Annotated in this window: 25 protein-coding genes; 13 read left to right on the top strand and 12 right to left on the bottom strand. The window is 58.4% G+C overall.

Annotated features, from left to right (window positions below; all coding sequences use genetic code 11):
* Window positions 1–73: 73 nt before the first annotated feature.
* Window positions 74–2,143: a hypothetical protein gene (locus KI792_00705; protein ID MBV6631529.1), complete on the bottom strand. Its 2,070-nt coding sequence runs from the start codon at window positions 2,141–2,143 to the stop codon at window positions 74–76.
* Between the two features lie 567 nt (window positions 2,144–2,710).
* Here KI792_00705 and KI792_00700 point away from each other — a divergent pair.
* The 3 genes from KI792_00700 to KI792_00690 are packed head-to-tail and all read left to right on the top strand — an operon-like array spanning window position 2,711 to window position 6,527.
* Window positions 2,711–4,153 carry a hypothetical protein gene (locus KI792_00700; protein ID MBV6631528.1) on the top strand — a complete coding sequence of 481 codons (1,443 nt, stop codon included), beginning with the start codon at window positions 2,711–2,713 and terminating at the stop codon, window positions 4,151–4,153.
* Between the two features lie 23 nt (window positions 4,154–4,176).
* Entirely contained in the window at window positions 4,177–5,454 is a 1,278-nt protein-coding gene (locus tag KI792_00695; protein MBV6631527.1) for a glycosyltransferase family 2 protein, read from the top strand.
* The gene (locus tag KI792_00690; GenBank protein ID MBV6631526.1) at window positions 5,454–6,527 is read left to right on the top strand and encodes a biotin/lipoyl-binding protein; all 1,074 of its coding nucleotides are present in this window, start codon (window positions 5,454–5,456) and stop codon (window positions 6,525–6,527) included. Before KI792_00695 ends, KI792_00690 begins: the two co-directional genes overlap by 1 nt.
* Window positions 6,528–6,536: 9 nt before the next feature.
* On the opposite strand, the gene KI792_00685 is transcribed toward KI792_00690, so the two are convergent.
* From KI792_00685 to KI792_00670, 4 genes are all read right to left on the bottom strand, one after another.
* A complete protein-coding gene (locus KI792_00685; GenBank protein ID MBV6631525.1) occupies window positions 6,537–7,517 on the bottom strand; it encodes a DUF429 domain-containing protein in 981 nt (326 codons plus the stop codon).
* 12 nt (window positions 7,518–7,529) lie between these two features.
* On the bottom strand, window positions 7,530–7,931 hold the full coding sequence (locus KI792_00680) for a response regulator (GenBank protein MBV6631524.1): 402 nt from the start codon (window positions 7,929–7,931) through the stop codon (window positions 7,530–7,532).
* 187 nt (window positions 7,932–8,118) lie between these two features.
* Window positions 8,119–8,532 (bottom strand): hypothetical protein, encoded by a 414-nt coding sequence (locus tag KI792_00675; protein ID MBV6631523.1) that lies wholly within the window; start codon window positions 8,530–8,532, stop codon window positions 8,119–8,121.
* Window positions 8,533–8,819: 287 nt separating this feature from the next.
* Window positions 8,820–9,062, bottom strand: coding sequence for a hypothetical protein (locus KI792_00670; GenBank protein ID MBV6631522.1), 243 nt, complete (start codon window positions 9,060–9,062; stop codon window positions 8,820–8,822).
* 462 nt (window positions 9,063–9,524) lie between these two features.
* Here KI792_00670 and KI792_00665 point away from each other — a divergent pair, with 462 nt between their 5' ends.
* The 4 genes from KI792_00665 to KI792_00650 all read left to right on the top strand — a co-directional run bounded on the left by KI792_00665 (window position 9,525) and on the right by KI792_00650 (window position 12,380).
* Window positions 9,525–10,187, top strand: coding sequence for a hypothetical protein (locus tag KI792_00665; protein ID MBV6631521.1), 663 nt, complete (start codon window positions 9,525–9,527; stop codon window positions 10,185–10,187).
* A gap of 150 nt (window positions 10,188–10,337) precedes the next feature.
* Window positions 10,338–10,532, top strand: coding sequence for a hypothetical protein (locus KI792_00660; protein ID MBV6631520.1), 195 nt, complete (start codon window positions 10,338–10,340; stop codon window positions 10,530–10,532).
* A gap of 102 nt (window positions 10,533–10,634) precedes the next feature.
* Complete coding sequence (locus KI792_00655) at window positions 10,635–11,159, top strand: type II toxin-antitoxin system HicB family antitoxin (protein ID MBV6631519.1); 525 nt, start codon at window positions 10,635–10,637, stop codon at window positions 11,157–11,159.
* Window positions 11,160–11,291: 132 nt separating this feature from the next.
* A complete protein-coding gene (locus KI792_00650) occupies window positions 11,292–12,380 on the top strand; it encodes a hypothetical protein (GenBank protein ID MBV6631518.1) in 1,089 nt (362 codons plus the stop codon).
* Here the strand turns inward: KI792_00650 and KI792_00645 are convergent.
* Together KI792_00645 and acs are read right to left on the bottom strand one after the other, a co-directional pair.
* Window positions 12,377–12,787 (bottom strand): hypothetical protein, encoded by a 411-nt coding sequence (locus KI792_00645; protein ID MBV6631517.1) that lies wholly within the window; start codon window positions 12,785–12,787, stop codon window positions 12,377–12,379. The genes KI792_00650 and KI792_00645 overlap by 4 nt on opposite strands.
* Window positions 12,788–13,002: 215 nt before the next feature.
* Window positions 13,003–14,940, bottom strand: a complete 1,938-nt coding sequence (gene acs, locus KI792_00640) for an acetate--CoA ligase (GenBank protein ID MBV6631516.1) — start codon at window positions 14,938–14,940, stop codon at window positions 13,003–13,005.
* A 249-nt stretch (window positions 14,941–15,189) separates the two neighbouring features.
* Here acs and KI792_00635 point away from each other — a divergent pair, with 249 nt between their 5' ends.
* Window positions 15,190–15,477 carry a hypothetical protein gene (locus KI792_00635; protein MBV6631515.1) on the top strand — a complete coding sequence of 96 codons (288 nt, stop codon included), beginning with the start codon at window positions 15,190–15,192 and terminating at the stop codon, window positions 15,475–15,477.
* Between the two features lie 13 nt (window positions 15,478–15,490).
* On the opposite strand, the gene KI792_00630 is transcribed toward KI792_00635, so the two are convergent.
* Both KI792_00630 and KI792_00625 read right to left on the bottom strand, forming a co-directional pair.
* Window positions 15,491–15,904, bottom strand: a complete 414-nt coding sequence (locus KI792_00630; protein ID MBV6631514.1) for an EVE domain-containing protein — start codon at window positions 15,902–15,904, stop codon at window positions 15,491–15,493.
* 27 nt (window positions 15,905–15,931) lie between these two features.
* Complete coding sequence (locus KI792_00625) at window positions 15,932–16,222, bottom strand: YciI family protein (protein ID MBV6631513.1); 291 nt, start codon at window positions 16,220–16,222, stop codon at window positions 15,932–15,934.
* A 192-nt stretch (window positions 16,223–16,414) separates the two neighbouring features.
* On the opposite strand from KI792_00625, the gene KI792_00620 reads away from it, so the two are divergent.
* Entirely contained in the window at window positions 16,415–17,608 is a 1,194-nt protein-coding gene (locus KI792_00620; protein ID MBV6631512.1) for a hypothetical protein, read from the top strand.
* Here KI792_00620 and KI792_00615 read toward each other — a convergent pair.
* The 3 genes from KI792_00615 to tsaD all read right to left on the bottom strand — a co-directional run bounded on the left by KI792_00615 (window position 17,605) and on the right by tsaD (window position 19,643).
* Complete coding sequence (locus tag KI792_00615) at window positions 17,605–18,186, bottom strand: TetR/AcrR family transcriptional regulator (protein ID MBV6631511.1); 582 nt, start codon at window positions 18,184–18,186, stop codon at window positions 17,605–17,607. The two genes, KI792_00620 and KI792_00615, sit on opposite strands and share 4 nt — an antisense overlap.
* A gap of 54 nt (window positions 18,187–18,240) precedes the next feature.
* Window positions 18,241–18,504 carry a GCN5-related N-acetyltransferase gene (locus KI792_00610; GenBank protein ID MBV6631510.1) on the bottom strand — a complete coding sequence of 88 codons (264 nt, stop codon included), beginning with the start codon at window positions 18,502–18,504 and terminating at the stop codon, window positions 18,241–18,243.
* A gap of 77 nt (window positions 18,505–18,581) precedes the next feature.
* Window positions 18,582–19,643: a tRNA (adenosine(37)-N6)-threonylcarbamoyltransferase complex transferase subunit TsaD gene (tsaD, locus tag KI792_00605; GenBank protein MBV6631509.1), complete on the bottom strand. Its 1,062-nt coding sequence runs from the start codon at window positions 19,641–19,643 to the stop codon at window positions 18,582–18,584.
* Window positions 19,644–19,794: 151 nt separating this feature from the next.
* Here tsaD and hemC point away from each other — a divergent pair, with 151 nt between their 5' ends.
* The 4 genes from hemC (at window position 19,795) to KI792_00585 (ending at window position 24,824) form a co-directional block, all read left to right on the top strand.
* Window positions 19,795–20,727 (top strand): hydroxymethylbilane synthase, encoded by a 933-nt coding sequence (hemC, locus tag KI792_00600; protein MBV6631508.1) that lies wholly within the window; start codon window positions 19,795–19,797, stop codon window positions 20,725–20,727.
* A gap of 97 nt (window positions 20,728–20,824) precedes the next feature.
* Window positions 20,825–21,562, top strand: coding sequence for a uroporphyrinogen-III synthase (locus KI792_00595; GenBank protein ID MBV6631507.1), 738 nt, complete (start codon window positions 20,825–20,827; stop codon window positions 21,560–21,562).
* A 185-nt stretch (window positions 21,563–21,747) separates the two neighbouring features.
* On the top strand, window positions 21,748–23,325 hold the full coding sequence (locus KI792_00590; GenBank protein ID MBV6631506.1) for a hypothetical protein: 1,578 nt from the start codon (window positions 21,748–21,750) through the stop codon (window positions 23,323–23,325).
* Window positions 23,322–24,824, top strand: coding sequence for a tetratricopeptide repeat protein (locus KI792_00585; protein ID MBV6631505.1), 1,503 nt, complete (start codon window positions 23,322–23,324; stop codon window positions 24,822–24,824). Before KI792_00590 ends, KI792_00585 begins: the two co-directional genes overlap by 4 nt.
* The last annotated feature ends 69 nt before the right edge of the window (window positions 24,825–24,893 follow it).

Below are 24,893 nucleotides of genomic sequence, written 5' to 3'. Positions count from 1 at the left end.
AAGGGATGGGGAGTGATGCGAGGCCCGAATGGGGAGAGCCCGTCGTTATGTCAAAGCCCTAAAGGGCAGGGTTTTAGAAGATGAAGTCGCTATCGGTGAGGGTTTCACCATCGACATCATCAAGGGTCAGAGAGGCGCTACCGAAATCGATAACCGCGTCGCCATCACCGTTTTGGGAGATGTTCAGGCTGTCGACACCACCATTCACATTGAAGGCTGAAACGTCGATGCGGTCGTTACCGTTGCCGAAGTCGAGCACGAAGTCGTGGCCGCCAACACGGGTCAGAACGAAGATGTCTGCCGCGTTACCGCCTTCCAGAACATCATCACCGCGCTGACCATCGAGATAGTCTTCGCCGCTGCTGCCCTGAAGGGTGTCGGCATCATCACCACCGTAGAGGTCATCATTACCGGTACCACCGCGAACGGTGTCGTTGCCGCGGTCGCCATAGACGGTGTCATCACCGCCATTGCCGTTCAGACTGTCATTGTCGTTCTGACCGCGAACGATGTCATCGCCATCATTGCCGTCCAGGCGGTCATTACCGTTGCCACCGAACAGGGTGTCGTTACCGGTTTGGCCCTCAACGGTGTCGTCACCATTGCCGGCACGAACCAGATCGTTATCGGTCTCATCCGGTGAGATTTCAGCCAAATCATCGGTGCCAACGCCGGAGATGATGACATCATCACCATTGCCACCGAACACGGTGTCATCGCCGGTGAAGCTGCGGATCATGTCGTCGCCATTGCCACCATGGGCACGGTCGCCGCCGGTACCGCCGAAGATCTCGTCATTACCGCTACCGCCAGCCAGGCTGTCAGCACCGTTGCCGCCTTCAAGCGTGTCATCATCATTGCCGCCACGGATAGTGTCAGCGCCGTTGTAACCGAACAGATGGTCATCGCCATTACCGCCGGTCAGGCTGTCATTATCGCTCTCGGTTGGATCGAACGCATCGGCGTTTGGATCGACGCCACCGAACACACGGTCATCGCCATTGCCGCCATGGATCGTGTCATCACCGTGGAAGCCACGCAGGCTGTCATTACCGGAGCCGCCATGGACGCGGTCATCGCCATCATCAGCAAAGACGGTGTCATCACCGCCGCCACCAGCTATAGAGTCAGCACCGTTGCCGCCATCGAGGAAATCATTGCCCTCGCCGCCGCGCAGGGTGTCGGCACCCTCGCCAGCCTTGATGGTGTCGTCGCCGGTGTGACCGGTCAGGCTGTCATTGCCATCGCGACCTTCAATCGTGTCAGCGTCGCGGCCACCGTGGATGGTGTCATCGCCAGCCTGACCAAATAGGGTGTCACGACCTTCACCACCAGAGAGCAGGTAGTTGCCATCGGCACCCTCAATGAAGTCATCGCCATTGCCACCGCGGGCAGTATCATCGCCATTGCCGGTGATGATGGTGTCATCGCCATTGCCGCCGGTCAGGCTGTCATTGCCTTCACCGCCATAGATGAGGTCATCATCATTGCCGCCATGGACGGTGTCGTCACCGTCTTGGCCATAGAGGGTGTCGGCGCCTTCGCCGCCGCCGATGCGGTCAGCATTGTCGCCGCCCTCAACATAATCTTCGTCGTTGCCAGCATGGATCGTGTCAGCCCCAGCGCCACCGAAGATGGTGTCGCGGTCATTACCGCCGGTCAGGCGATCATCGCCGGTGCCACCATCGATTGAGTCGGCGCCATTGCCACCGTGAACGGTGTCGGCCTCAGCGCCACCGTCGAGGGTATCGTCGCCATTGCCGCCACGGATGGTGTCAGAGCCGGTGTCGTAACCTGGGCTCTGGGTACCGCGCTCATTATCGCCAGTGATGAAGTCGTTGCCGTTACCGCCGGTCAGGCTGTCATTGTGGCCGTCACCATAAAGGGTGTCGTTGCCATCGCCGCCGCGCATGGTGTCGTCTTGCTGACCACCGACCAGGGTGTCGTCGCCGCGACCGCCGAGGATGCTGTCATCACCCTTATGGCCATGGGCGTAATCATTACCGTCACCGCCGTTCAGCGTGTCCTGGCCATAGCCAGCGCGCAGGGAGTCATCACCAGCCATACCTTTAAGAAGGTCGTCACCACCACCGGTGGAGAAGGTGTCATTTCCGGATGTGCCGATTTTGATTTGGCCAGTCATGGTTTTTCATCCTGCAAATAAGCGTTCTATCTACGCGGCTGAGTTTCACCCAACCGGTTGGCCGTTATGGCCAGTCACCGCGACGCTACCCCAACGCTTCAGTTCTCAACGAAACCAAACTCGCGTTAACGATATCTAAAAAGCAGCACGGCTAATCTGTGTACGGGGCTTAATCTCGGTTAACGAAAGCACCGACGCCAAACTGGTCCGAAACTTGCTTATTCCAGCTATGCAGAAAGGCCATGTCTTGTGAGTTCGGCACTTTCGCAAAGCACGCGTAAAAACTGTGTCATACACAGTCGTGAAAGTGGATTACCCGCTTAGGCGAGTTGAACCACACCACTACAAAGTGTTTTAAATCAACGAATTAGGGTTACGCCCCCGGATCAACCGGTCGGCCGCCATTGGATAGTGTGTGTAATACAAAAAATAAAGCTTAAATTTTAAACATTTTCAAAATATGACACCCTCCTATTGATCAGGCTTGTTGATCAAATCCGGGGGCTCTGAGGCGGCAAAAACCGCCTCAAAAACAGGTGAGAATGGGTCACGTAAGGGAGTGCGACCATGTGGGGATTTAGTAAAGGAAAACAGAACGGCCAATCCGGCGCTGTGACTATCGGCGGCCGCAAGCCCGTTGCTGAACAGAATACCCGGGGATCAAACCAGCCAACACGGCCAGTTCGTGCACCACGGACCAGCTGGCATCTCTGTGTCGTCGGCGGCGATGTTGAAAACCTCCCACCCGTTTCTGGCATTACCTATGAGCGCCGGTTGAGCAAGAACACCGATGCCTTGCTGGCCATGCCGGGTGCCAACCCATCACGCATGTTCCGTGGCCTTTGGGCGAACCAGCGCAGCCTGCTTCCCGTAATCGATGCCATCGGCAATCTCCCACGCGCCGATGCCCGCATCCGCCGGATTACGGAAGAAACCCTGCGTGAAGCCCTGAGTGAAATCGAAGACGCTCGCAACCTGTTGGATGACATCCCTGAGATCCCAAGCGAGCAACGCGAAGAGTTCCTGGTTCTCGCCATGGCTTACTCACGCCAGCAACAGATCACCGCACAATGGGCCCCCCACAAGCCTGGTGTGACTGCCTACCCAACCCTGACCGGCATCCCATTCTCTAACGAACGACTTGAGAACCTGGCGAATGATGGCCTGCTTCAACGCAGCTTCTTCCAGCGCGTGCATGAGTGCAGCCATTGCGATTCTGCCCGCCTCATCGCGCAGGAAGAATGCGAGAGCTGCCACTCCAGCAACATTCAATCACTGCCTCTGATCCACCACTACAGCTGTGGCCACCAGGGCCTACGCAGCCAGTTTGTGCAGGGTGAGCGGCTTGTCTGCCCAAAATGTAATGAGCGCCTGCGCCATTACGGTGTCGACTACGACATCTCAGGTGACGTGACCCATTGTAATGATTGCGGCCACCAATCCGGTGATGTGGAAGTTGGCTTCACCTGCATGGATTGCGGTGAGCACACCGCCGGCAAGGATGCCGCGACCCGCGATATCTACCATTACGACCTAACCGCCGATGGCCGTCAGGCTGTTCTATCGGGTGCCCTACCTGGCCTGCTGGGTCAGATCGGTGAGCCCGCGCGGATCATTTCGGTCGAAGAGTTTGATCGCCTGGTCATCATTGAGGGTCGCCGCACCCGCCGCAGCAATCGCCCGCATGTAGTATTGCGCGTGACGCTGCAAGCCAGCAGCAAACAGATTGAGCGCCTAGGCATGGCCTCAATCAACGCCCTGTATAAGCAGGCCGCTGAGGTGACCGCAGAGCGTCTACGCGATAGTGACTTGCTCGCTTGGCGTGGCCCGCAGATCTATGTGCTGATGCCCGACACACCACCTGAGAATGTGCAGGTTGTGGTGAACAAGCTGTCCAGCTCGCTGCACGACCTGTTCGGCATCGACCCAAGCTTTGCCATGCTGTCTGGTGGTGAAGAGACTGATGTGACGGTTGAGGCCAACTGGTCCGACCTAAGCGCAGCCGCTTGAAAGTAACGGGTTAGGGCGGCGTCATGTTTTCCGATTGGCTCAAAGAGGGGTTCTTGTTGGCTGGCCAGCTTGACTGGCAGGCAGCCTTCTACCTGTTTTGGCCACTGTTCCTCTTTGACTTGCCGCGCTTCACCCTCTCAACCCTGGCAGTTGGCCTGACCTGGGCCCTGGTCCGGCGTCCACCGGCGCCAAGCCGCCGCGAGGTACCGGTTAGTGTCCTGCTAGTGGGCCATAACGAGGGCAGCCGCCTGCCGGCAGCGGTTCGCACCCTGCGCCGCCAGACCCAGGAAAACATCCAGATCGTCGTAATCGACGATGGCTCAACCGATGATATGAGCTCAGTCGCCCGCCGCCTAAAGCGTCAGGGTCTGATTGATGACTACCGCTCAACCGATCTACGTGGTGGTAAGGCAGCGGCGCTCAACCTGGGCTTCAGTCTTTGTAAGCATGATGTGTTGGTGTCCTGCGATATCGACACCAGCTTTGATGATGACGCGATTGAGCGCATCGTCGCCCGCCTATTATCCGATGATGAAATTGGCGCCGTGTCCGGCAATATTGCCGCGCGCAATGTTGACGACAATTTGATCACCCGGTTCCAGGCGATTGAGTATCTCGACAATATCAGCCTGGGTCGTCAGTTCCTCGATCAGATGGATTGGCTGATGATCGTCTCTGGCGCGTTCGGTGCGTTCCGGCGTGAAGCCGTTGAGCGTGTCGGCGGCTGGGATGTAGGCCCGGGCGATGACAGTAACCTGACCATCAAGCTGCGCCGTGCCGGCTGGAAGGTTGGCTTTGCTGAGGATGCTTGGTGCCTAACGAATGTGCCAGATAGCGACCTGGGCGTTATCCGCCAGCGCATGCGTTGGGATCGCAGCCTGATCCGCAACCGCTTCCGCAAGTTCCGCAGCGTGTTCAGCCCGACCTCTAAGCAGTTCCGCTGGCGCGATATCTTTGCCAGCGTTAATGCGCTGTTCTTCAATGTGTTGCTGCCGTTCAGCTGGCTGCTGTACCTGCCTTACGTGGTCATCTTCTTCCCGCATCTCTTGGTGCCGTTGGTCCTGTTCCTTTGGGCCGTTTACACCACGATGTCTGCTTTCACCTTCTTCACCTGCGCTTTGGTGGCGCCGCGCCGCGGTATGCACCGGCTCTGGATCTACATCCCGGGCTACAGCGTCTATGTTAGTTTCTTCCTACGTTTCATCCGGATTGCCGCCTGCTTCACGGAACTCGCGTTCCGCAGCAGCTACAAAGACAGCTTCTATCCGGAGAAAGTGCGCCGGAGCGTCCAACAATGGTAATGCGTCGTATCAAACCCAAGGCCCGCGTCGACCAACTGGTTACCGAAAAGCGTAAGCCTAAGAAGAGCTATGGCCGCCAGATTTATCTGGGGCTGCTGGGCATTGTTGCCCTGGGCATCGCCGACCTGGCCTTCGGTCACCTGCTATACCTCGATGCCGATGGTCAGGTGATGCAGGACAATTACGCCGTCGCGACTGAGCATCGCGGCACGGTAATGGAGCTGTTTGTTGAGGAAGGCACCGTCGTCCAGAAGGGCGATTTGCTGGCCCGTATCCGCAGCCGTGACGTGCTTGAGCGTCTGGCCGACCTCCGCTCCCAACAGCTCACCATGCAGCGCGATTTGAACGCCATGGTCTCCCGGCGTGAGGTGCTGCTCGCGACCCGCACCGCCGCACTCGAACGCTCCCGCATTTTGGAAGAGAGCCTGCGCAACACCCGCGACGCGAAAGAGCGTGGCCTGGTTCGTGCCGACCGGCTGGCCAATGCGGTTGATGAGGCGTTCACCAGCATGCGCGACGCGCAGCAGGTTATTGCTGACGCCAAGACCATCGACAACACGATCGAGTTGATGAGCCACAGCCTGGATGAGCTGACTGAGGCGTTGAGCCTTCTGGAAGACGCTTACAACAACGGTGATGTCCTTGCCGCCCATGAGGGGCTGATTGCCAATCTGAACATCCTTGAAGGTGCCGTCGTTGAACCCGGCGATAGCCTGATGGAGATCTACTTCAACAAGCCCTTTGTATTGGCGCAGGTTCCTACCGGCACCGCCTATAACCTAGAGCTTGAGCAAGAGGTCGTTATCCAAGCGGGTGTTGAGAGCATGTCTGGCCGGGTGAAGCACATCTATCCAGTCGCCTCCAAACTGAGTGAAGAATTCCAACGGACCTTCGAGCCAACGGATCGTCGCCAGCTGGTGCGCATCGACTTCATGCACACTGAGAGTGATTTGCCACTGTTCAGTAAGGTGCAGATCACGACCACAGCCCTGGGCCGTCCATTCAGCCGCCTGGCCGAGACGGTGTTCCGCCCCCGCGCCTATGCGGAAAGCGAAGAAACCGCACAACAGTAAGCGGCACCGCTAGCGCTCTAAACAATCCAGCGACTGCCCCAAGATCCATCCTTCGATTGATCGGAAGATTGGGTCTTCTGGGGTTGGTGCCGGTTGGTGGTCGGCAAGCACGGCAACCAACCCCAGCGCGCCAACAAAGCAGTCAAAACGGTCCTCACCCTTATCATCATCGCCAAAGCCATCGGCCAGCTGCTGCTTAGCGTCAGATGAAAGCTGAAGCTCCAGCTGGTCGATTGCTGCTTCTAAAGCTACGACCTGCTCCAACCGGGAGTCTCGCTTGGTCTTTGATCTGGGCTTGCAACCAAACCAGCCATAGATTTCACCCGGATAGGCCTCAACGACTGTGACCCGCCGGTCCTGGACGAGTGCCGCAAGGTCACCATCGAATGGCCAAAGGCCAACCTGATCCGCCTGATGGCGAAGCAGTGGTGCGATCAATTCAGACCAGCCGGACAGCGCTGCCTTACCTACCTGATTGGCCCCCTTGGTCCAAAACAGGCTTGCCGCTGAGGCGCGATCATCCGTGCCCAAGTCGCAGCGGCGATAGGTTTCCGCTTTCTCCATGCCCAGCTGCTTTAGCCAGTTCTGCTGTGGCTTGCCGCCCTGCTTGTCAGTGTCAGCGATATTACCCTTCGGGAAAAAGGGGCGGTTCGGGGTAACGGTCGCAAGCCGCTCAGACACGGTTGAGAAATCCGACCAATCTGGCCCCTCCTCACCTTTGAGGAAGCGACAAAAATCAGTGATCCCGACCCTTCTGGCATAGGGCTCAGGCAGGCCAATGGGCATGTCCAACCCGATCACCAACGGCGCGGGTAGAACGCCATCAATGCTGAGTAACTTGTCGAGCTGGGGCTGAAAAGGCTGTGGGCCAGAGGCTATCAAACGGCCATCAGTGGCCATGGTAATAGCGGTCATCCAGCGTTTAGCTGGTCGGATACTCCAATCCACATGCCAAACAGCGCCACCAGGGGGCAGCGAAATTGCGGTCATAGTTGGGAAGTATCAGTCGCGGCTTAGGGCAGCAACCACACGATCATGAAGCTGCTTTAGCGGGAATGGCTTAACCACCACGTCATTGGCGCCAGCACGCGCGGCCTTAAGCACCGTATCTTTGGAGGCATTACCGCTAAGGGCGATGATCGGCACCCGAAACAGATGATCATCCTCACGGATCTTCTTCATCACTTTGAGGGAGCAGTCCTGCTCAACATCCATATCGGCGATCAGTAGATCCGCGCCTTGACTGCGCATGGCGGTCATCAAACGCTCAGGATCCGTAATAACGGTTACATTCGTGAACTTGCATTCGCGCAGATGGTCACGGATCGCCCGCATCAATACCGGCTTATCACTGAACAGGATCAGGTTGGCATCCAAGGCCACGGTACTGGTCATGCTGCTCATAAAGGGATCTTAAAACTGATGCGAAATGAAACACTTTTGGCAGAGTATCCTTCACAAGACCGAAGAGCAAGCGAAGTGGTGCTAACCACTAAGTGACTGGAAAACAAAAAGGACGCCCGAGGGCGCCCTAATCAAAACTTACAATGGTATGTATCGCGCAATTTGCGCCGCCTACCGGCTAGTTCGCCTAGTTATCACTGAGTAGCGCGGCACTCCGACGCTGTTGTTTAAAGGCGTCAACGGCATCCCTTGAGGTTGGCTTCCGTTCACCCTGTTTAAGGCGATTGGTTCGCGCGGCTTGTTCCGCCATGGCGATACGCTGGGACATCTGACCAGCGATCATATGCTGGTGCACCTTACCGCCCTTCTCCTCCGCCATCTCACTCGCGGTGCGGCCATCGCTGGCTGGTAGCTCGCTATCAGCACCAGCGGCCATCAAAGGCTCAATCGCCTTCTCCCGTGAGTGCATAACGGCGATATGCAGAGGTGTACGGCCGGTTTCATCGTAGCTGTTCGCCACTTCCGGACCCTGGACCGCACGACGAAGATCATCGGCGTCATCAGTTAGAATAGCACGCACCATCCGCGCATATTCGAGCATAAATCCCCCACCTGTTCCGAGAGCCATAAGGCCCGAAGGTTAAGGTGCCAGCACCCTAACGCTAGTCAGTTCAGGATTAAGTATCCCCTCTTAAACGGCCGCAACTATCCGCCATGCATCTAGGTCACGACCAATCTCAACCCCATTGAGATTTGCCAAACCCCGCTCGACATTCCATGGAATGCGTAGCGATGAACACGCAGCACACAATCGCGCACAGATAATAACATACACTGCCAGTACGCCAGTTAAACCGCAAACGGGAAATTTTTCGAATATTGCTGTGCCTAGTTGGCCGGATCTAAATCGGAAGGCCAATAGTAAGGATCAGTCCAGTAGCCTTCCAACTGCTGCAGCGGGGTGAGCCGCGGCGCCTTCGGATACGTCATGCTATCTGGCCGTTCACCGTAGAGATAAGCTGGCTGCGTTGATGTCGTGCAGGCGCCCAAGCCGAGCATGACCATCACCATAAGAACCGTTACACGCCGCATCTTCGCCTCCGCCGCATTCTGCAGTCTGACCGTGATCAACGGCGATAGCCCATATCGGGCGGCCTGATCACTACGCTGTTCGCATTATGGCGAGTCTTTCTAAAACGCCCATGGCGACGACGACTCTGACGTGTTTTCTCAACGAACTGTGATTCTTTGATCAAGCCCACTTGCCCTATTCACCGCCCATCAGGCGTTGGCCATCTGTAATCCGGAAGCGCGCGCTTTCGCTGGGCTGTTGTAAGATTTGAGGGCAGAAGCAGCGGTAGAAACAGCTGACAAACCAGCCCTGCCAATTACGCACTTCAGACATTCATCGAATGTTACAGATATTTAAAGCACCAGCGGCTTTCTTACCCATCCGCTAAAACAGATTTGGACACAATTTTGCCTTATTTCGAATTGGCGCTATAAACCGCCGCTCGCAAAGGGGCATTCAACCGCCGGGTCTAGGCGCCGCCTAGGTCATTACCCGCAACAAGCATAGGGAGACGACGTCGCGTGTTCGCAACACTGATCGGTTACGCGCCAATCATGTTGATCGTCATTATGCTGCTCGGCCTAGGTCGATGCGGGGCAATGCTCTTTCGCGACTGGGAGCGGCGCCAAACCGCCCAGACCTTCCTAGCCAAGCTCGATCTTCTGATTGCTGAAGAGGGCCGGAACCGCCGGACCTTTGAGTGGCTGAACCGGCACGCCCGTCGGATTCAACGGGATATGGGCCGCCTGGGCATTGTTAAATACAAGCCACGTGGCGCCAAATTCCTGTTCTCCAAATACCACCTGGTCATCAACCTGATCGCCGATGTCGGCAAGAACCGCCTAAACGGCCACACTCATCTGGTGATCAAGGATGCGAATTACGTTCGGGACCATGTCGAACAGTATGCTGGCGGCCTTAATGTTGAGTTGCGCCGGTCGATTGAGGGTCTGATCAATCCGTTGACCTGGTTGGCTTTGGGCACCGGCATCTTCACCACCTTCCCGCTGCGCCTTCTGCGCAAATTTGGGTTCTGGCGCAGCATCGAGCCCATCTCAATCGAGCGTGGCCCCGTTGCCCGGGCGATTAATCTGGTGATTGCCTTGGTCTTTATGGGCCTGACCATTCTGCAGGCCGCCGTTCCGGCAGAAACCGCCATCTTTGCCATGGCCTACCTACCCTAAGCGTCATTTTTTACTGCTAAAGCGGGCGCGGGGCTTTCATCAAACCGGCCTAATGTTACAAGGGTGTTACCGCTTGTCGCAGCTTAGGCTGGTTTCGTGCCTTTAAAAGTTAAGCAAATAACCGATCGCCTCAAGGAAGAGGGCTTCGTCATGAAGCGCCAGAAGGGTACCCATACCCAATGGTTCCGCGAGAGTGACCGGCGCTATGTGACAGTGCCGAAGATGAAGCGGGTGCTGTCTGTGGGCACCGTCGCCGGTATTGAGCGCAGTACCGGGATCGACCTCCGCAACCGCGGTATCAAGCCAAGGGAAGCGACGGACCATACGTCACGGCCAGCCCCTTAAGTTTGGCCCGGCTCGCAAAGCCTGCTTGCGCATGAGCATCGAACCGTCATAAATCGCGGATTAGTTTGCTTCCTTGCTCACCGCTAATGCACCCTATTCCCCATGACTGACCGTGATCGCCCAACCTCTCGACGCCCAGCACGTGCTGGCGCACCGCCGCGCCCAGGCCGTGATCTTCGCGCCCGGGTGAAACTGGATGCGTTGGAGCCGACGGCCTATGCCGGTGTGTTGAGCAAGGATCCGGATTCCGAATACAGCATGTATTTCCCAGATCTACCTGGCTGTGTGACTGCTGGCCGGACGATTGAAGAGGCGCTGTTCTCCGCCCGCGAGGCGTTGGCGCTTCATCTACAAGGCCTCATGGAACTGCGACGCCGGCCGCCGCGCCCAACCAATCTCTATGACCTCGCCCGCGACCCACAACATGGCGAGGGGTTGGCGGTGATGATCGAGCCTTGGCCCGCCGATGATGACAACGAGCCAGAAACAATTGAACTGAAGCTCTCCGCCCGCACCATTCAGGCCCTCGATAACGCTGGAGCGGTGCGTCATAAGACCAGGGCCCAGATCGTCGAACTGGTACTTGCGGAGTGGTTCGAACACGTGAATAGTGACGACGAAGAATAACTCGGCCTAGCCTCCCGAAGCTGTAGGTTAGCCGATTAGAGGTCAGTGAGGGGACCATTGGCTGTCGTCAACACGCCATACCGCAACATGGCAAACATCAAGGATCGGCCCTCATCGGCTCGGATCCTAAACTTGCTGGAACGCACCCCCTCCGTCGCCAAGATGGTGGCCGATACGGATGGTGACTTCGCCCCCTTCTTCCGCAATGCATCCCTTAATCACGGCATCTTCCTCAAGCACCGCCTGCGCGAGGATGAGCTAGAGATTTTTGATGGTGGCCGCAGTGTCGGCACCAAAATCTTCGCTGCCTTTAACGCCGACCGCCTGGAAGAAGGCGGCAAGTATATCTTCGTGGATCAACGCGGCGCCGCCGACGTGTTCCATGAGCATTTTGGCCTAGGCCCAGAAACCAACCCAGACGATGTGGTGAAGGACATCAACCTGCTCCGCATCCTAGACCATCTGCCGTCGCTTGATCCGTTCCTACTACGCGAGAAAATGCGCCTTGAGGGCTACAATCCTCACATGGCGTATTTCGACCTGAACCCGGCGGAGTACAAGCAGATCCGCGGCTTCGTCGAACGCGAGTTCACCCCGCTGGCTGAGCTTGCCTATGAGGGCCAATCCGAAGGTGGGGCCACCAGTGATGAGAGCATTCAGCGGCTTGTCGACAAGATGTGGGACAGCCGGGATGTTGAGGCCATTCGCCCGCTGATTAATAGCCTGCAGATCAAGCCCGAGGATGCGCCAGAAGTGCTCTTCGCCTGGAAGGGCTTCATCTACTACAAGAGTAATCTTGGCATGGTGAAGCAGAAGTTTGAGGGCTTCCAGAACCGGGTCAAATACATGCGGATCACCCACTTCTCGAGTAAGGACATTGAGTTCCAAATCGAGGACATGCGCAGCACGACCATCACCGGCATGAAGCGTGAGTTGGTGGAGATCCAAAAGACCATCGCCAAATATGATCACGCCTATAAATCAGGGCTGATCCGTTCGCGCGATCCGAAGGCATTCCGAGCCTTCCTCGATGATGCACCAAAGATGTTTTACGATCTGGGAGCCTCAATCGCGGCGATTAAGCACGCGATGTCCTTTTGGGACTTCCGCTTTGGGACGGAAAGCAAGACCAACTGTACCGCAGAAGAGTTCCTCGACATCATGAACGACTTCCGCAAGGGCCTCCGCCCAGAATTCCTCAAACAGGAAGAAGCCGCCTAAGCGCGTATCCGTGGGCGGCCAATATCCTGCAGCGTCTTCAGCGCCGCGACCCCGGCCATTGGGGAGGGTTCGCGTTCAGGCTTATAGAGACGCGCGAAGCGGGATGACAGCCGGCTCGTCTTGCGCGCCAACTCTGGACGGCCAGTATCTTCCAGCGCGCCAGCAATGGTCGAGAGCACTGATTTGACCGTGGAGACCGCATGAAGGCTGCTGTGTACGCCTGCCTTAACGCCCTCCACACTCCAATCGACGCTCTTATTGTCGAGGACACCAAGGGCTGATCTAGCCGCGCGTCGTACTGGCTCTTTAAGCGTCCGATCAAGGTTCGTTGTTGTCAGGACCTTACGCAGACGCTCTGCCATGCTGTGATCGAGGGCATGCGGCCCACTTGCCAATGCTTGGGCCATTTGCGGCCTCCATTGCTTTGTTAACTCTTGGCATGGGGCGCTTATGCTAGCGGGCCTGCCAAGTTGCTGGCGGGCAATTAGCGCCTTTGTACTGAAAACACCAATTACACAGGCTGGGATCGGCATTGCGCTTTGTGCAGAACGAAAAAGACCAGGGGCCAATCGCAGGCCCCTGGTCTTTATTGTTTCATCAAGCTGACTAAGAGCGACTGCCCTTACTTGTTCATCCGCTGCTCAACCAGATCATCGACGACGGCTGGATCGGCGAGGGTTGAGGTATCACCCAGCGCATCATGCTCATTGGCGGCAATCTTGCGGAGGATACGGCGCATGATCTTGCCCGACCGGGTCTTTGGCAGGCCAGGCGCCCATTGCACCAGATCAGGCGTCGCAATCGGGCCGATCTCTTTCCGCACCCATTTGACCAACTCCATGCGGAGCTCCTCGGTCGGCTCTTCGCCTGCAACCAGGGTCACATAGGCATAGATGCCCTGGCCTTTCACATCGTGCGGGTAACCAACCACAGCGGCCTCAGCGACCAGGTCATGGGACACCAGCGCGCTCTCAACCTCTGCCGTACCCATGCGGTGGCCGGAGACATTGATCACGTCATCAACCCGGCCGGTGATCCAGTAATAGCCATCCTCATCCCGCTTACAGCCATCACCGGTGAAGTAGAGGCCCTTGAAGGTTGAGAAGTAGGTTTGGACGAACCGCTCATGATCGCGGAACACGGTGCGGGCCTGACCAGGCCAGCTATCGCGGAGGCAGAGGTTACCCTCGGTGGCACCATCTAGCTCTTTGCCATCGTTATCGACCAGCAGCGGTTGAACGCCGAAGAATGGCTTGGTTGCAGAGCCCGGCTTCAGCGGGATCGCGCCGATTAGCGGCGTGATCAGCGCTGCACCGGTTTCGGTCTGCCACCAGGTATCGATGATTGGGCAACGCTTCTCGCCCACCACCTCATAATACCAAAGCCAGGCCTCAGGATTAATCGGCTCACCAACCGAGCCGAGCAGGCGGAGGCTGGATCGATCGGTCTTCTTAACCGGCTCTTCACCTTCACGCATCAATGCGCGGATGGCGGTCGGGGCGGTGTAGAAGATCGTGACCTTATGCCGGTCCACGACGTCCCAGAACCGGGAAGCATCTGGATAGTTCGGCACACCCTCAAACATCAGGGTGGTCGCACCATTCGCCAGCGGGCCATAGACGATGTAGGAGTGGCCAGTGACCCAACCCACATCAGCCGTGCACCAGTAAATGTCATCAGGTTGCAGGTCGAAGACATATTGGTGGGTGAAGGATGCATAGACGAGGTAGCCACCCGTCGTATGCAACACGCCCTTTGGCTTACCGGTGGAGCCGGAGGTGTAGAGGATGAACAGCGGATCTTCCGCGGCCATCTCTTCTGGCGCGCAGTCATCGGAAACCTTGGCCACCTCATCATGGTACCAGACATCCCGGCCGTCCTGCATGGTGACGTCAGCGCCGGTACGCTTCACGACCACGACCGACTTAACCATATCGGCCTGGGCGACAGCCGCGTCTGTGTTTGCCTTCAACGGCACCTTCTTGGTACCGCGAAGGCCCTCATCCGCGGTGATCACGCAGTTGCTGTCACAATCGATGATCCGGTCCCGCAGGGCGTCCGGGGAGAAGCCACCAAAGACAACGGAGTGGATGGCACCAATCCGCGCGCAGGCGAGCATGGCGTAGGCCGCCTCTGGGATCATCGGCATGTAGATGGTGACCCGGTCACCTTTGCTAACGCCCTGAGCTTTAAGAACGTTGGCGAACTTGCAGACTTGGCTCTTCAGCTCAGCGTAAGAGATGTGCTGGGGCGCTTCGTTCGGGTCGTCGGCTTCCCAGATGATGGCGGTGCGATCTGGTGTCTTCTCAGCATGCCTGTCAACGCAGCTCTGAGTGACGTTTAGGGAGCCATCCTCAAACCATTTGATATCGACGGGGTCAAAAGAGGTGTTCTTCACCTTGGTGTAAGGCTTCATCCACTCAACGCGCTTGCCATGCTCAGCCCAGAATCCCTCTGGGTCTTCGACAGAGCGCTTGTACCAAGCCTCATAGGTTGCCTGGTCGATCAGGGCCTTGGCCGCCACTGACTCTTTGACAGGGAAAATCGCGCCGTCAGGCATGGGTCTAATCCTCCGCTTACTCTCTTATTCGTTGTCTTTTCGCCGGTTTCTCAGCAGCGCTGGGCCCGGGGTAATTTGTTTGTGGACAGCAGAGTGCAATGTAGCGGCCCGCGCGACAAGGAATTTGTCCGTGCTGCGCCGCACCACGCCTGGCTAAAGCGAATTAACGAAGCCCTAGGCAATTGCCGTCATCGTGCATGACAAGGCCGGTGTCACCGGTCGATCCCCGCTTTCAGGAGTCAGGCCCGTATGAGCGCCCCGAACAAGGTTCTTCCACTTCAGCTAAACGACGAAAACCCAGCCGACATGGCCGATCAAGCACGCCTGGATGCAGCGGAGGCTGGCTGGCAGACGACATTAGAAGCCCTGAACCTTGTGCTGACCGCAGCGGGGCAAGTTGGCCACCCGGATCAAGTCGCCCTTGATACCGTCGCCCTGGCAAAATCAAGGATCGATAGCGCGCTCGCCATGATGGAGCGGGTACAGGATGTCAGCGATCAGCTTGAATTTAGCGCCACCAGCACAGCACAGCACTGACAGCGAGCTCAGCTTACGGGTCGACGCCGCCAAGCTTACAGATGTGGTGCCACTCATCTGACCTGACCGGGCAAACCGACAGCCGTGACTGCTTAATCAACGCCATGTTCTCAAGTGCTGGGTCGGCCTTAATCTGCTTGAGGGTCACCGGCGTCTTCATTGGGTAAAGTGCCTTAAAATCCACCATGCCAAACCGGCCCGTCTCGTCGGTGTGATCTGGATAGTAGAGCTTCACAACCTCAACAATGCCGACAATCTCCAACCCCTCATTGGAGTGGTAGAAAAAGGAACGGTCACCCAGCTCCATCTTCTTCATGTTGTTGGAGGCCTGGTAGTTACGGACACCATCCCAATGCTCAACCCCCTTCTCGACCTGCTGGTCCCAGGACCATTTGAAGGGTTCTGATTTCACCAACCAATACTGCATCGTCAATATACCTTACGATTAACGCTTTTAGCCATCAACGGGTGGAACAACCTGCTTCCAGCGGCCGATTTCAACACTCTCAAACAGCCCCGCCTTGGCATAGGGATCGCCGGCGGCAAAGGCATCGGCCTCCGCACGATCATTGAAGTTTAGGATCAACAGGCTGCCAATCATTCCCTCACCCGCCTCATCCTGAAGCGGACCAGCGGCGACCAGCTGCTCTTTATGCTGGCCGAGATAAGCAAGATGCGCTTCACGGTTCTGCATCCGAACCTCGGCGGCGCCGGCCTTATCTTTACAAAGGAAATAGAATGCCATGTCGGGCCCTTTCTGGGCTGTTAGCCGTTTTTTAGGGGTGTCACCAAGCGCGGCTGCGCGGCAACAACTGGAAGCGGGACGGTACCGATATGGGGCAAGACGGGCAAGATGCCATCGGAATGCCGCAAGATCACTGCAACCTGGTCATCACAAGACCACCAGGACTTAGAACCAAGAGCAGCCGAGTAACCCATGTCGCAGAAAAAGCTCGCCGTCAAAGCGCCCGCGAAGGTCCAACCAGCGGTCAAGCCGACAAGAACTGTCGCGGTAAAACCGAAAGGCTCCGGCCTGTTTGGCATGATCCGGCGCCTATTCTCGATGGTGCTGTTGCTTGCCATCTCGATGCCGCTAGCGCTTATCCTGTGGCTTGAGACTGTCGATTGGCGGGCACCGCCAGACGCCCTGCCAAGACCAAGCAGTGACGCAACAGCCCGCGCTTCGGGTGAGCCAAAACCGGTTGGGGACCTCGACACGGCACCCCACCTCCAGGACTGGACCATCGAGGAGCCAGCCTTAGGCCAGATTGGTTTTACCGTTCAGAAGCCAGCACAGCTGGAAGAGGAAGAACGCCTGCCCGTTATCATTCTGCTCGGCGGTGCACCAGAGGGGCGGCAGGCTCTGACCTATATGCCGCCGGTTGGCCAGAATGCGGTCATCTCGCTCGACTGGCCAATGCCAGTGCCAGACGACATGCCCCGTGGCTGGGACCTTATTCCTGCGGCACCAAGCCTACGCACGGATATCCTGGCAGCGCCCGGGCAAATCGCGGCCATCTATCATTGGGCAAGGTCACAGCCCTGGGTTGATGCAGACCGTATTAGCCTGGTGAGTGTATCGCTCGGCGCCTTAATCGCACCTGCGGCCCAGTATCTGATCCAAGAGCAAACCGAGGGTCAGCCACTTGCCGCCACACTTCTGGCTTTTGGTGGTGCCGGCATTGATCAAATGGTGCGCGCCAACCCAACACTCGCCCAATCCCCGATCTTCGAAGGTCGCGATTGGGCCCAAGAAGCCGTGGCCTGGGCAGCCGGACGTGCGCTTTATCCCGTCGAACCATCGCATTATCTACCCCGCTTGGTCGGGCAATTCATGGTGGTGAATGCGAGCGCGGATAGCGTTATCCCGGCCAGTTCCGTTGAGCTACTGACCAACCTAACGCCGAGCCCGAAGGACACCCTGACCATTGATGGCGGTCATATCGGCCCTGACCCGGAAACCCCGCGGATCCTTCGGACGCTAACATCGGTGGCAACGGGCTGGCTGATCGGCCAGGGCGTTGTAAACCCACCGATCACCGAACCATCGGAGCCAGAGAGCGCGGACGGCATCATCGACGAGATCGATGCTGTTGAGACAGAGGCTGTGGAAGTAGAGGCGCTAGATTAGGCGGGCGCGATAACCGGCTGCTGCACCAGCGCCCAGGCCGCAGCGCGGGCATAGTCCGTTGCCTCATTAGCACCGAAAAGGCGCGCCTCAGCAATCGCCCCCTCAACCAGCAAGAACAGCTGACGACCCAGAACCTGGGCTGCGGCGTCATCGACGGCGGCCTTCTCATGTGCAGCCGCACGGGTGCACAGATCGGCGAGCAGCTTTTCCTTATGGGCACGGGCCTGTTCGATGATGCCAGGTTCGGCATCGCCAAACTCACCAATCGCTTTAAGGAACAAGCAACCCTGCGCCGTTTCCCCGGCCAGCCAGTCACCAATGGCATCAACGGCCGCCAGGACCGGGTCGCCATGGCTCGCCTGATGCTCGGCCGTCATCCTGCCGTAAAAGGCCCAGAACCGTTCGTCACGACTGGTCAGCACGGCCTCAACCAAAGCGGTTTTGGAGACGAAATGCCGGTATAGCGTGCGTGGGCTAACCCCCGCCTTGGCAATCACCGCATCAACGCCCACGGCATGAAAACCATTGGCATCGAACAGGGCCTCTGCGGCGGCCAGAATGTCATCGCGCTTGCTCATTCTGCCGGTATAGAAACCGTTATCCGCCTTGGCAAGCCTCTGATTGCAGAACCCTTAGCCCGCTGGCGATTTAAGCTTCCCGCGCAGGGCCAACGACTTCCGGTTTAGGGCATGCAAATCCGCACGATCATTTAGCACCGCCTCACCCAACCGAACCGCCCGCGCCAGGATGGGCGCCGGTGCGTTTCGCCAGGCGGGCGCTTGAATAACCTCACGCCAGGCCCGGCCACAGGCATTGTCGAGCAGGATGCGAGCAAAGCAATGGTCCAGATGAACCGGCCAATCACGCCCGTCAGCGGCCGCTGGCATGTCTTCCATCACCAGTCGCTTCCAGCGTGCCCGAAGTTCAGGCGCCTCATCCGGCACCTCACCAAACAGATCGCGCCGATCACTGCTCATGCAGCGCCCAATTCAGTCAGCGGCCATCGGGGCCTCGGCTGGCAGGTCAGATCATCGATCAGGCCTAAGCGCAGGCGTTCAAGACCCGCCCAACCAATCATCGCCGCATTATCGGTGCACAAGGCCAATGGCGGTGCGCAAAACTTGAACCCCTCAGCCTCGGCAAGCTCGCTAAGCCGACCATTCAGGAACTGGTTCGCCGCAACACCACCGGCCACAACGAAACCAGGACGGTCAACATCACCGTGCTTTTCCCTGAACACCGCCATCGCCCGGCGGCCACGATCAACAAGCACATCCGCCGTTGCGGCCTGAAAGCTAGCGGCCAGATCGGCCATCAGCTGCTGATCCTGGGCGCCGTCGGGCCACCCCTCAACAACTTGCCGAACCGCCGTCTTCAAACCAGCGAAAGAGAAGTCGCAGCCAGCCCGCCCCATCATGGGCCGCGGCAAATCAATCGCTTTGGGATCACCATCCTTAGCCAGGCGCTCAATCACTGGACCGCCCGGATAGCCGAAGCCCATCAGCTTCGCTGCCTTATCGAAGGCCTCACCCACCGCATCATCGCGGGTGGTGCCCAATAGGTGGTACTGGCCAACACCCTCAACGCTTAGCAGCTGACAATGCCCGCCAGAAACGAGGAGCAAGAGATAGGGAAAGGCGAGACCATCGGTTAAGCGCGGGGTCAGGGCATGCCCCTCCAAGTGATTAACCCCGATAAACGGCTTGGCCTGGGCAAGCGAGATGGCCTTGGCCATGGTTACCCCAACGATCACCCCACCGATAAGGCCTGGTCCAGCGGTGGCGGCGATGCCATCAAGGTCATTCCAGATACAGCCCGCATCTTCCATAGCCTGGGCGATTAGCTGGTCAAGATGACTTAGATGACTGCGCGCGGCGATTTCGGGCACGACGCCTTTAAACGCTGCATGCTCATCAACCTGGCTTAACAAGCATTGGGCCACAATTTGCCCGGGACCATCGGGCCTCGCCGGGTCCAGCCCGATAATGGCCGCCGCGGTCTCATCACAGCTTGTTTCGATACCAAGAATTCGCATCTGCTGGCCTCAATGGCCCCCTAATGATAGGTGTCATTCGTTCTTGCTCGCGGTCTTAGCACCCTGCCACTGGCCGCGTCGATATGAGCCTTCATCCAGGCCCCATCGCAGGCCCAACCGACCGCACTCTTCCGCCATGGCCGATACCAGCATCTTTGACGGGCCCATCAGACTGGCCAGCCGCGCCTCCCCCCTGGCACTTGCCCAAACCTATGAGGTGCGGGACCGGCTGCTTGCCGCCCACCCGGCGTTGACCAAAGAGCAGTTTGAAGTTCTGGCCATCACCACCACGGGTGACAAAATCCAGGATCGGACCCTGCAGGCCGCCGGCGGCAAAGGTCTTTTCACCAAAGAGGTGGAGGAGGCAATGCTGTCCGGTGAGGCAGATCTCGCCGTGCACTCGATGAAGGATATGCCGGATCAGATGCCCGATGGCCTGATCATTGATTGCCTGCTGCCCAGGGCCGATGCGCGTGATGCCCTGATATCGCTCAATCATAAGTCCATCGCCGACCTGCCGCCCGGAACCGTGGTTGGGACCGCTAGTGTTCGACGCCAGGCCCTGTTGCTCCGCCAGCGACCCGATCTGAAGACCGTGCCGATCCGTGGCAACATCAATACGCGGCTAAAGAAGCTTGCCGCCGGTGAAGTTGCCGCAACCTTCCTGGCCATTGCAGGGCTAGAGCGTATTGACCAAGACATGTCGATCGCGACCCCCTTAGAGCCGGAGGAAATGCTGCCCGCCGTTGGCCAGGGTGCCATCGGGGTCCAGCAGCGTATTGGCGATGATCGAACGACCCAGCTGCTTGCTGGCATCAATTGCGCGGCCACCACCACCCAGGTCACGGCAGAGCGCGCAATGCTTGGCGTTCTCGATGGTTCATGCCGCACACCAATCGCCGGATATGCCCGACTGTCGGACAAAAATGGGCGCATTTGGCTACGGGGATCGGTTACCCACCCCACCGGCGGCATGCATACCGCTGACGAAATTGAAGGCGACAGTGGGGATGCCTTTGAACTTGGCCATACGCTGGGGGAGAAACTTCGCCCCCACTTTGATCGGATATTAAACAGCGACTGATAGTCCTGGATGCACGCCATACTCTGTTGTCGCTCGCGCTGCCCGGCTAATATCGCTACCCTCAACCAATCACAGATCCAACCTCTCGGATTACCACTTGTCTAAAGTCCTGCTGACCCGTCCACTCGACCAATCGGTCTCGCTAACCGAGAAGTTGAAGGTTCATGACATCGAATGTGCCGTCGCGCCGATGCTGGAGATTGAGTCCATGGTCTCGGCCATCCCGCCGGTCAACCATGCCCAGGCTCTCGTGTTCTCCAGCCAGCATGGGGTGAACATGTTCTCCCGCCGGTGTCGCGAGAACGAGGTCGATGCCCGTCACCTGCCAGCCTATTGCGTTGGCGATGCCACCTCAGCAGCAGCTGAGCGGGCGGGCTTCAAAAAGATCCGGAACGCTAAAGGCGACGGCGCTGATCTTGAACGACTGGTCCTCGCTAGCACCAAACCGGAAGGTGGCGTCATCGTACACGTACGTGGCGCAGATGTGGCCAATGACCTGGCTAAAAGCCTACAGACCAAAGGCTATCAGACCGAAAGCACGGTCATCTACAACGCACGTACGAGTGAGGGTATTGAGAAGGAGATCATGAACGAGATGTACGCGGGCGAAATACCGTATGTCATGTTCTTCTCCCCCCGAACCGCTGAGACCTTTGGCATCCTTGGTCGCAATCAGGGGTTTGCGGCGGCGGCCCCACAAATGACGGCGATCTGCATGTCCAGGGCGGTAGCCGAGGCCGCGCGCGTGGCCGCCCACTGGCGCTCGGTTCGCATTGCGGATGAGCCGCGCGAGCAGGCAATGATCGATTGCCTGCGCGATTTAGTTGAAGGCTAGCAACAAGGCCTGCGTACGCCGTCCCCAATCCTGGTGGACGATGTCCAAAATTGGCTGACTCAATTGTTTGTACCTGCACAAACCCGCGTGTAAGGTACGGGTGCTTTAGGCGAGCTCTCGCCAATACAGCGGCAAATCAAGCATACAAATTGGCCCTATCAGGGACCAACAACTGGAACACGCCCATGACCAGCACATCGGAAACCGGCAGCGGGATCAAATCTGATCCATCAGCGACCGAGCAGCTAATCAAGCTATTCGGCGGCATTCGCCCCATGGCAACCAAGCTCAAAATACCTGTCACAACGGTTCAGGGCTGGAAGAAGCGTCAGGCAATCCCAGCCAACCGGCATGAAGAGATTGCCGCCGGTGCAACCAAGCTTGAGATTGAACTGCCCGCCGATTTGCTCGCCTCCACAGCGCCAGATGAAGCAGCTGATACGGCCAAGAAAACAAAGACCGCCAGCGCGGCTGTAAGCACGACAGATAAGACCGCAAGCAGCTCCGATAAAACTGACGCAGCGGCAAAGACGGACACCAAAGCGTCATCGAAAGACGCTAGCCCGGCTAAAGACGATGACCCGGCGAAGGCACGCCAAGCAGCGGATGAGCAGAACCCATCGGCCATCGATCGCGCACGTGAGGTGAAAGAGCGTGCCGCCGCCAGCCGGGGCGAAACAGCGGCACGCCCAGCGGACGGTTCTGGAACGGCCAGCACGGCATCAACCAGCAACACAGCAGCACCAGCGAAAGTTCGGGTTGTCGGCTCGAAACGTGCGAGCCTTGCCGTACTGATGAGTTTTGCGGCGCTGGGCGCGATTGCGACCCAACCCCTATGGGTCAACGATCTCTACAGCCTATGGCAAAAACCGGCACCGGGCGGGAATCCGAGTGACCGCCTAAACAGTATGGACACCGCCCTAACCGAGCTGACCCAAGATGTGATCCGCCTGTCTGGTCGTGGCGAGGGGGTACAGGTTGAGCAGCTTCAACAGGTGATCGCCCGTATTGATCAAGACATCCAGCAGCTGGAGCAAAGCCTAGCCCAGGGTGTGGCAAGCAGTGGTACTGGTGTAACCAGCACTGCGCCCACCGCGAACCCGCAGGCTATCGAACGCCTCCGCCGCGATATTGGCCGTGATTTGGAGCCCCTAGCCAGCAACATCCAGGATCTGAATGACCGCCTCGATGCCCTTGAAGCGACGGACCAGGCGGGTGTTCCAGCACGCCAGGTCAATACCGTGCTGGCTGCCGGTACGTTGTTGAGCGCGGTTCGCGGCTCATCCCCCTTCCCGGCTGAGTTATCCGCCCTGATCCGCCTGGGCCCATCGGACCCGGCAATTGGTGGGGCCATCACCACGCTTGAGGCCCATGCCAATAGCGGCGTTCCAACGGCACAACAACTTGCCGACAGCCTCGCCGATAATGCCGGTGCCGCGCTGAAAGCGATCCATATGGATGAGGATGCCTCCCTACTCGACCGTACCTTGGGCCAGCTGCAAGGGCTGGTTACCGTCCGCCGCGCCCCTGGCCAGGTGGAGGGGGATGACCCCGCCGCTTTGCTAGCGCGAGCTGAGGATAGCCTGCGCGCCGGTAATGTTCGCGCCGCCCTGGATTTGGTTGGTCGCCTGCCAACACCGGCAACCGAAGCCCTGGCCACCTGGCGTGGTGAGGCAGAGGCCCGGCTAGATGTTGAAGAGGCGAGCAGGATTATTCTGTCCCGCGCCACTGATCTAGCCCTAGCCGAGGGTGCTGGCCGATGATCAAGATCCTCAGCTATGCGATCAAAATCGCGATCATCCTGGCCATTGGCTACTGGTTGATTGAAAACCCAGGCACCCTGACCCTTGATTGGCAAGGCTATATCGTCAGTGCCGACACCCCGATCGTCGCCCTAATGGCGCTGGTTGGTATCGGCGCGATTGCCATCATCTATCACCTCTACCGCAACCTGCTTGATTGGCCATCCCGCTGGGGCATTGGCCGGGGGATCAAAAAGCGCAGCCGCGGTTATGAGGCCCTAACGAAAGGTCTGATCGCCGTTGCCGCCGGTGATGGCGCCATGGCGGTTAAGCTATCCGCCAAGGCGCGCAAGCTCTTGGATGATGCGCCGCTCACCATGCTGCTATCGGCCCAGGCGGCGCACCTGTCCGGTGATACCGAGAATGCTCGGGACAGCTTCCGCGCCATGTTGGACCAGCCTGAACTGGCCTTCTTCGGCATTCGTGGCCTGCTAACCCATGAGCTGCGCACCGAGGGTCGCCAGGACAGCACTGGCCAGGTGAACCGAGAAGCGCTGCGCCTAGCCCGCGAGGCATTCCGGCTTGAGCCATCAAGCCCTTGGGTCGTTGAAACCCTTTTCGATCTTGAGATGCTGGCCGAGGATTATGATCGCGGCCTTGGCCTTGCCGATCAGATGCGGCGCGTCGGCCTGATCGATGCCGACACCGCCAAGCAGCGCAAAGCGGCCATCTATCTTGCGCGCAGTATGGCAGCCGAGGCGAAGGAGCATCTGCGCGATGCCCGGAACTATGCCGAGAAGGCGGTGAAGCTGCAGCCAAGCTTTGCCCCCGCGGTTACCCGCCTTGCCAAATTCCATGCCGATGGCGGCAAGCTTCGCAAGGCGCGCAATATCCTGGACCGGGCCTGGGCACAGAACCCGCACCCGGAACTGGCCACTAGCTGGGTTGGCCTGTCCCCCTGTGATGATGCGGAAGGCAAGCTGCGCTGGATGCGCCGTCTCTGCGCTGGAACGACCGTTGAAGACAAGCTGGCCCTCGTCCCGGTCCTGCTCGAGAATGCCGAGTGGGAAGAGGCGCGACGCCTACTCCTCGCCGCACTGGAACAGAATGGCGGCGTGCGCGCCATGCGCTTGCTCGCCGATCTTGAGCTGAAAGAGGCCAGCGACACCGTGGCCGCGACGGCTTGGCTGGATCAGGCGGGCAAGGCCACGCCTGCGCCAACCTGGGTCTCCGTTGAGACCGGTGCCACCCAATCAAACTGGACCCCGTTTTCAAAGGATACGGCCCGCTTTGACGTACTGGCTTGGTTGGTTCCGGCACCCGCAGGCACCAACACCATCAGCATCGCACCGCCAGCCCAGAAGGCCATCGCCGATGCCGCCAGCCAACCACCAACCATTGATGCCCCCTATCAGGAGGTTGATGGCAAAGGTGAGAAGGATGGCGCGTCAGACGCTGATGAGAAACAGGCAGATGATGCCAACGGGGATGCCGCTGCGCAGCCGAAGCCAGCGGCCTGAGGCGACAGAGGGTGAGCGGCACTTGCACCAGCCCGGTAGCCAAGGCATCGCCACATCACTCACAGTGCG

Source organism: Alphaproteobacteria bacterium SS10 (assembly GCA_019192455.1).
GTDB lineage: Bacteria > Pseudomonadota > Alphaproteobacteria > TMED2 > TMED2 > TMED2.
This window is presented reverse-complemented; position numbering and strand designations above follow the sequence as displayed.

Excerpts from the sequence above, each read along its gene's own strand:
- KI792_00705 (MBV6631529.1), bottom strand. The coding sequence starts at position 2,143 with ATGACTGGCCAAATCAAAATCGGCACATCCGGAAATGACACCTTCTCC.
- KI792_00700 (MBV6631528.1), top strand. The coding sequence starts at position 2,711 with ATGTGGGGATTTAGTAAAGGAAAACAGAACGGCCAATCCGGCGCTGTG.
- KI792_00695 (MBV6631527.1), top strand. The coding sequence starts at position 4,177 with ATGTTTTCCGATTGGCTCAAAGAGGGGTTCTTGTTGGCTGGCCAGCTT.
- KI792_00690 (MBV6631526.1), top strand. The coding sequence starts at position 5,454 with ATGCGTCGTATCAAACCCAAGGCCCGCGTCGACCAACTGGTTACCGAA.
- KI792_00685 (MBV6631525.1), bottom strand. The coding sequence starts at position 7,517 with ATGACCGCAATTTCGCTGCCCCCTGGTGGCGCTGTTTGGCATGTGGAT.
- KI792_00680 (MBV6631524.1), bottom strand. The coding sequence starts at position 7,931 with ATGAGCAGCATGACCAGTACCGTGGCCTTGGATGCCAACCTGATCCTG.
- KI792_00675 (MBV6631523.1), bottom strand. The coding sequence starts at position 8,532 with ATGCTCGAATATGCGCGGATGGTGCGTGCTATTCTAACTGATGACGCC.
- KI792_00660 (MBV6631520.1), top strand. The coding sequence starts at position 10,338 with ATGAAGCGCCAGAAGGGTACCCATACCCAATGGTTCCGCGAGAGTGAC.
- KI792_00655 (MBV6631519.1), top strand. The coding sequence starts at position 10,635 with ATGACTGACCGTGATCGCCCAACCTCTCGACGCCCAGCACGTGCTGGC.
- KI792_00645 (MBV6631517.1), bottom strand. The coding sequence starts at position 12,787 with ATGGCCCAAGCATTGGCAAGTGGGCCGCATGCCCTCGATCACAGCATG.
- acs (MBV6631516.1), bottom strand. The coding sequence starts at position 14,940 with ATGCCTGACGGCGCGATTTTCCCTGTCAAAGAGTCAGTGGCGGCCAAG.
- KI792_00635 (MBV6631515.1), top strand. The coding sequence starts at position 15,190 with ATGAGCGCCCCGAACAAGGTTCTTCCACTTCAGCTAAACGACGAAAAC.
- KI792_00630 (MBV6631514.1), bottom strand. The coding sequence starts at position 15,904 with ATGCAGTATTGGTTGGTGAAATCAGAACCCTTCAAATGGTCCTGGGAC.
- KI792_00625 (MBV6631513.1), bottom strand. The coding sequence starts at position 16,222 with ATGGCATTCTATTTCCTTTGTAAAGATAAGGCCGGCGCCGCCGAGGTT.
- KI792_00620 (MBV6631512.1), top strand. The coding sequence starts at position 16,415 with ATGTCGCAGAAAAAGCTCGCCGTCAAAGCGCCCGCGAAGGTCCAACCA.
- KI792_00615 (MBV6631511.1), bottom strand. The coding sequence starts at position 18,186 with ATGAGCAAGCGCGATGACATTCTGGCCGCCGCAGAGGCCCTGTTCGAT.
- KI792_00610 (MBV6631510.1), bottom strand. The coding sequence starts at position 18,504 with ATGGAAGACATGCCAGCGGCCGCTGACGGGCGTGATTGGCCGGTTCAT.
- tsaD (MBV6631509.1), bottom strand. The coding sequence starts at position 19,643 with ATGCGAATTCTTGGTATCGAAACAAGCTGTGATGAGACCGCGGCGGCC.
- KI792_00590 (MBV6631506.1), top strand. The coding sequence starts at position 21,748 with ATGACCAGCACATCGGAAACCGGCAGCGGGATCAAATCTGATCCATCA.
- KI792_00585 (MBV6631505.1), top strand. The coding sequence starts at position 23,322 with ATGATCAAGATCCTCAGCTATGCGATCAAAATCGCGATCATCCTGGCC.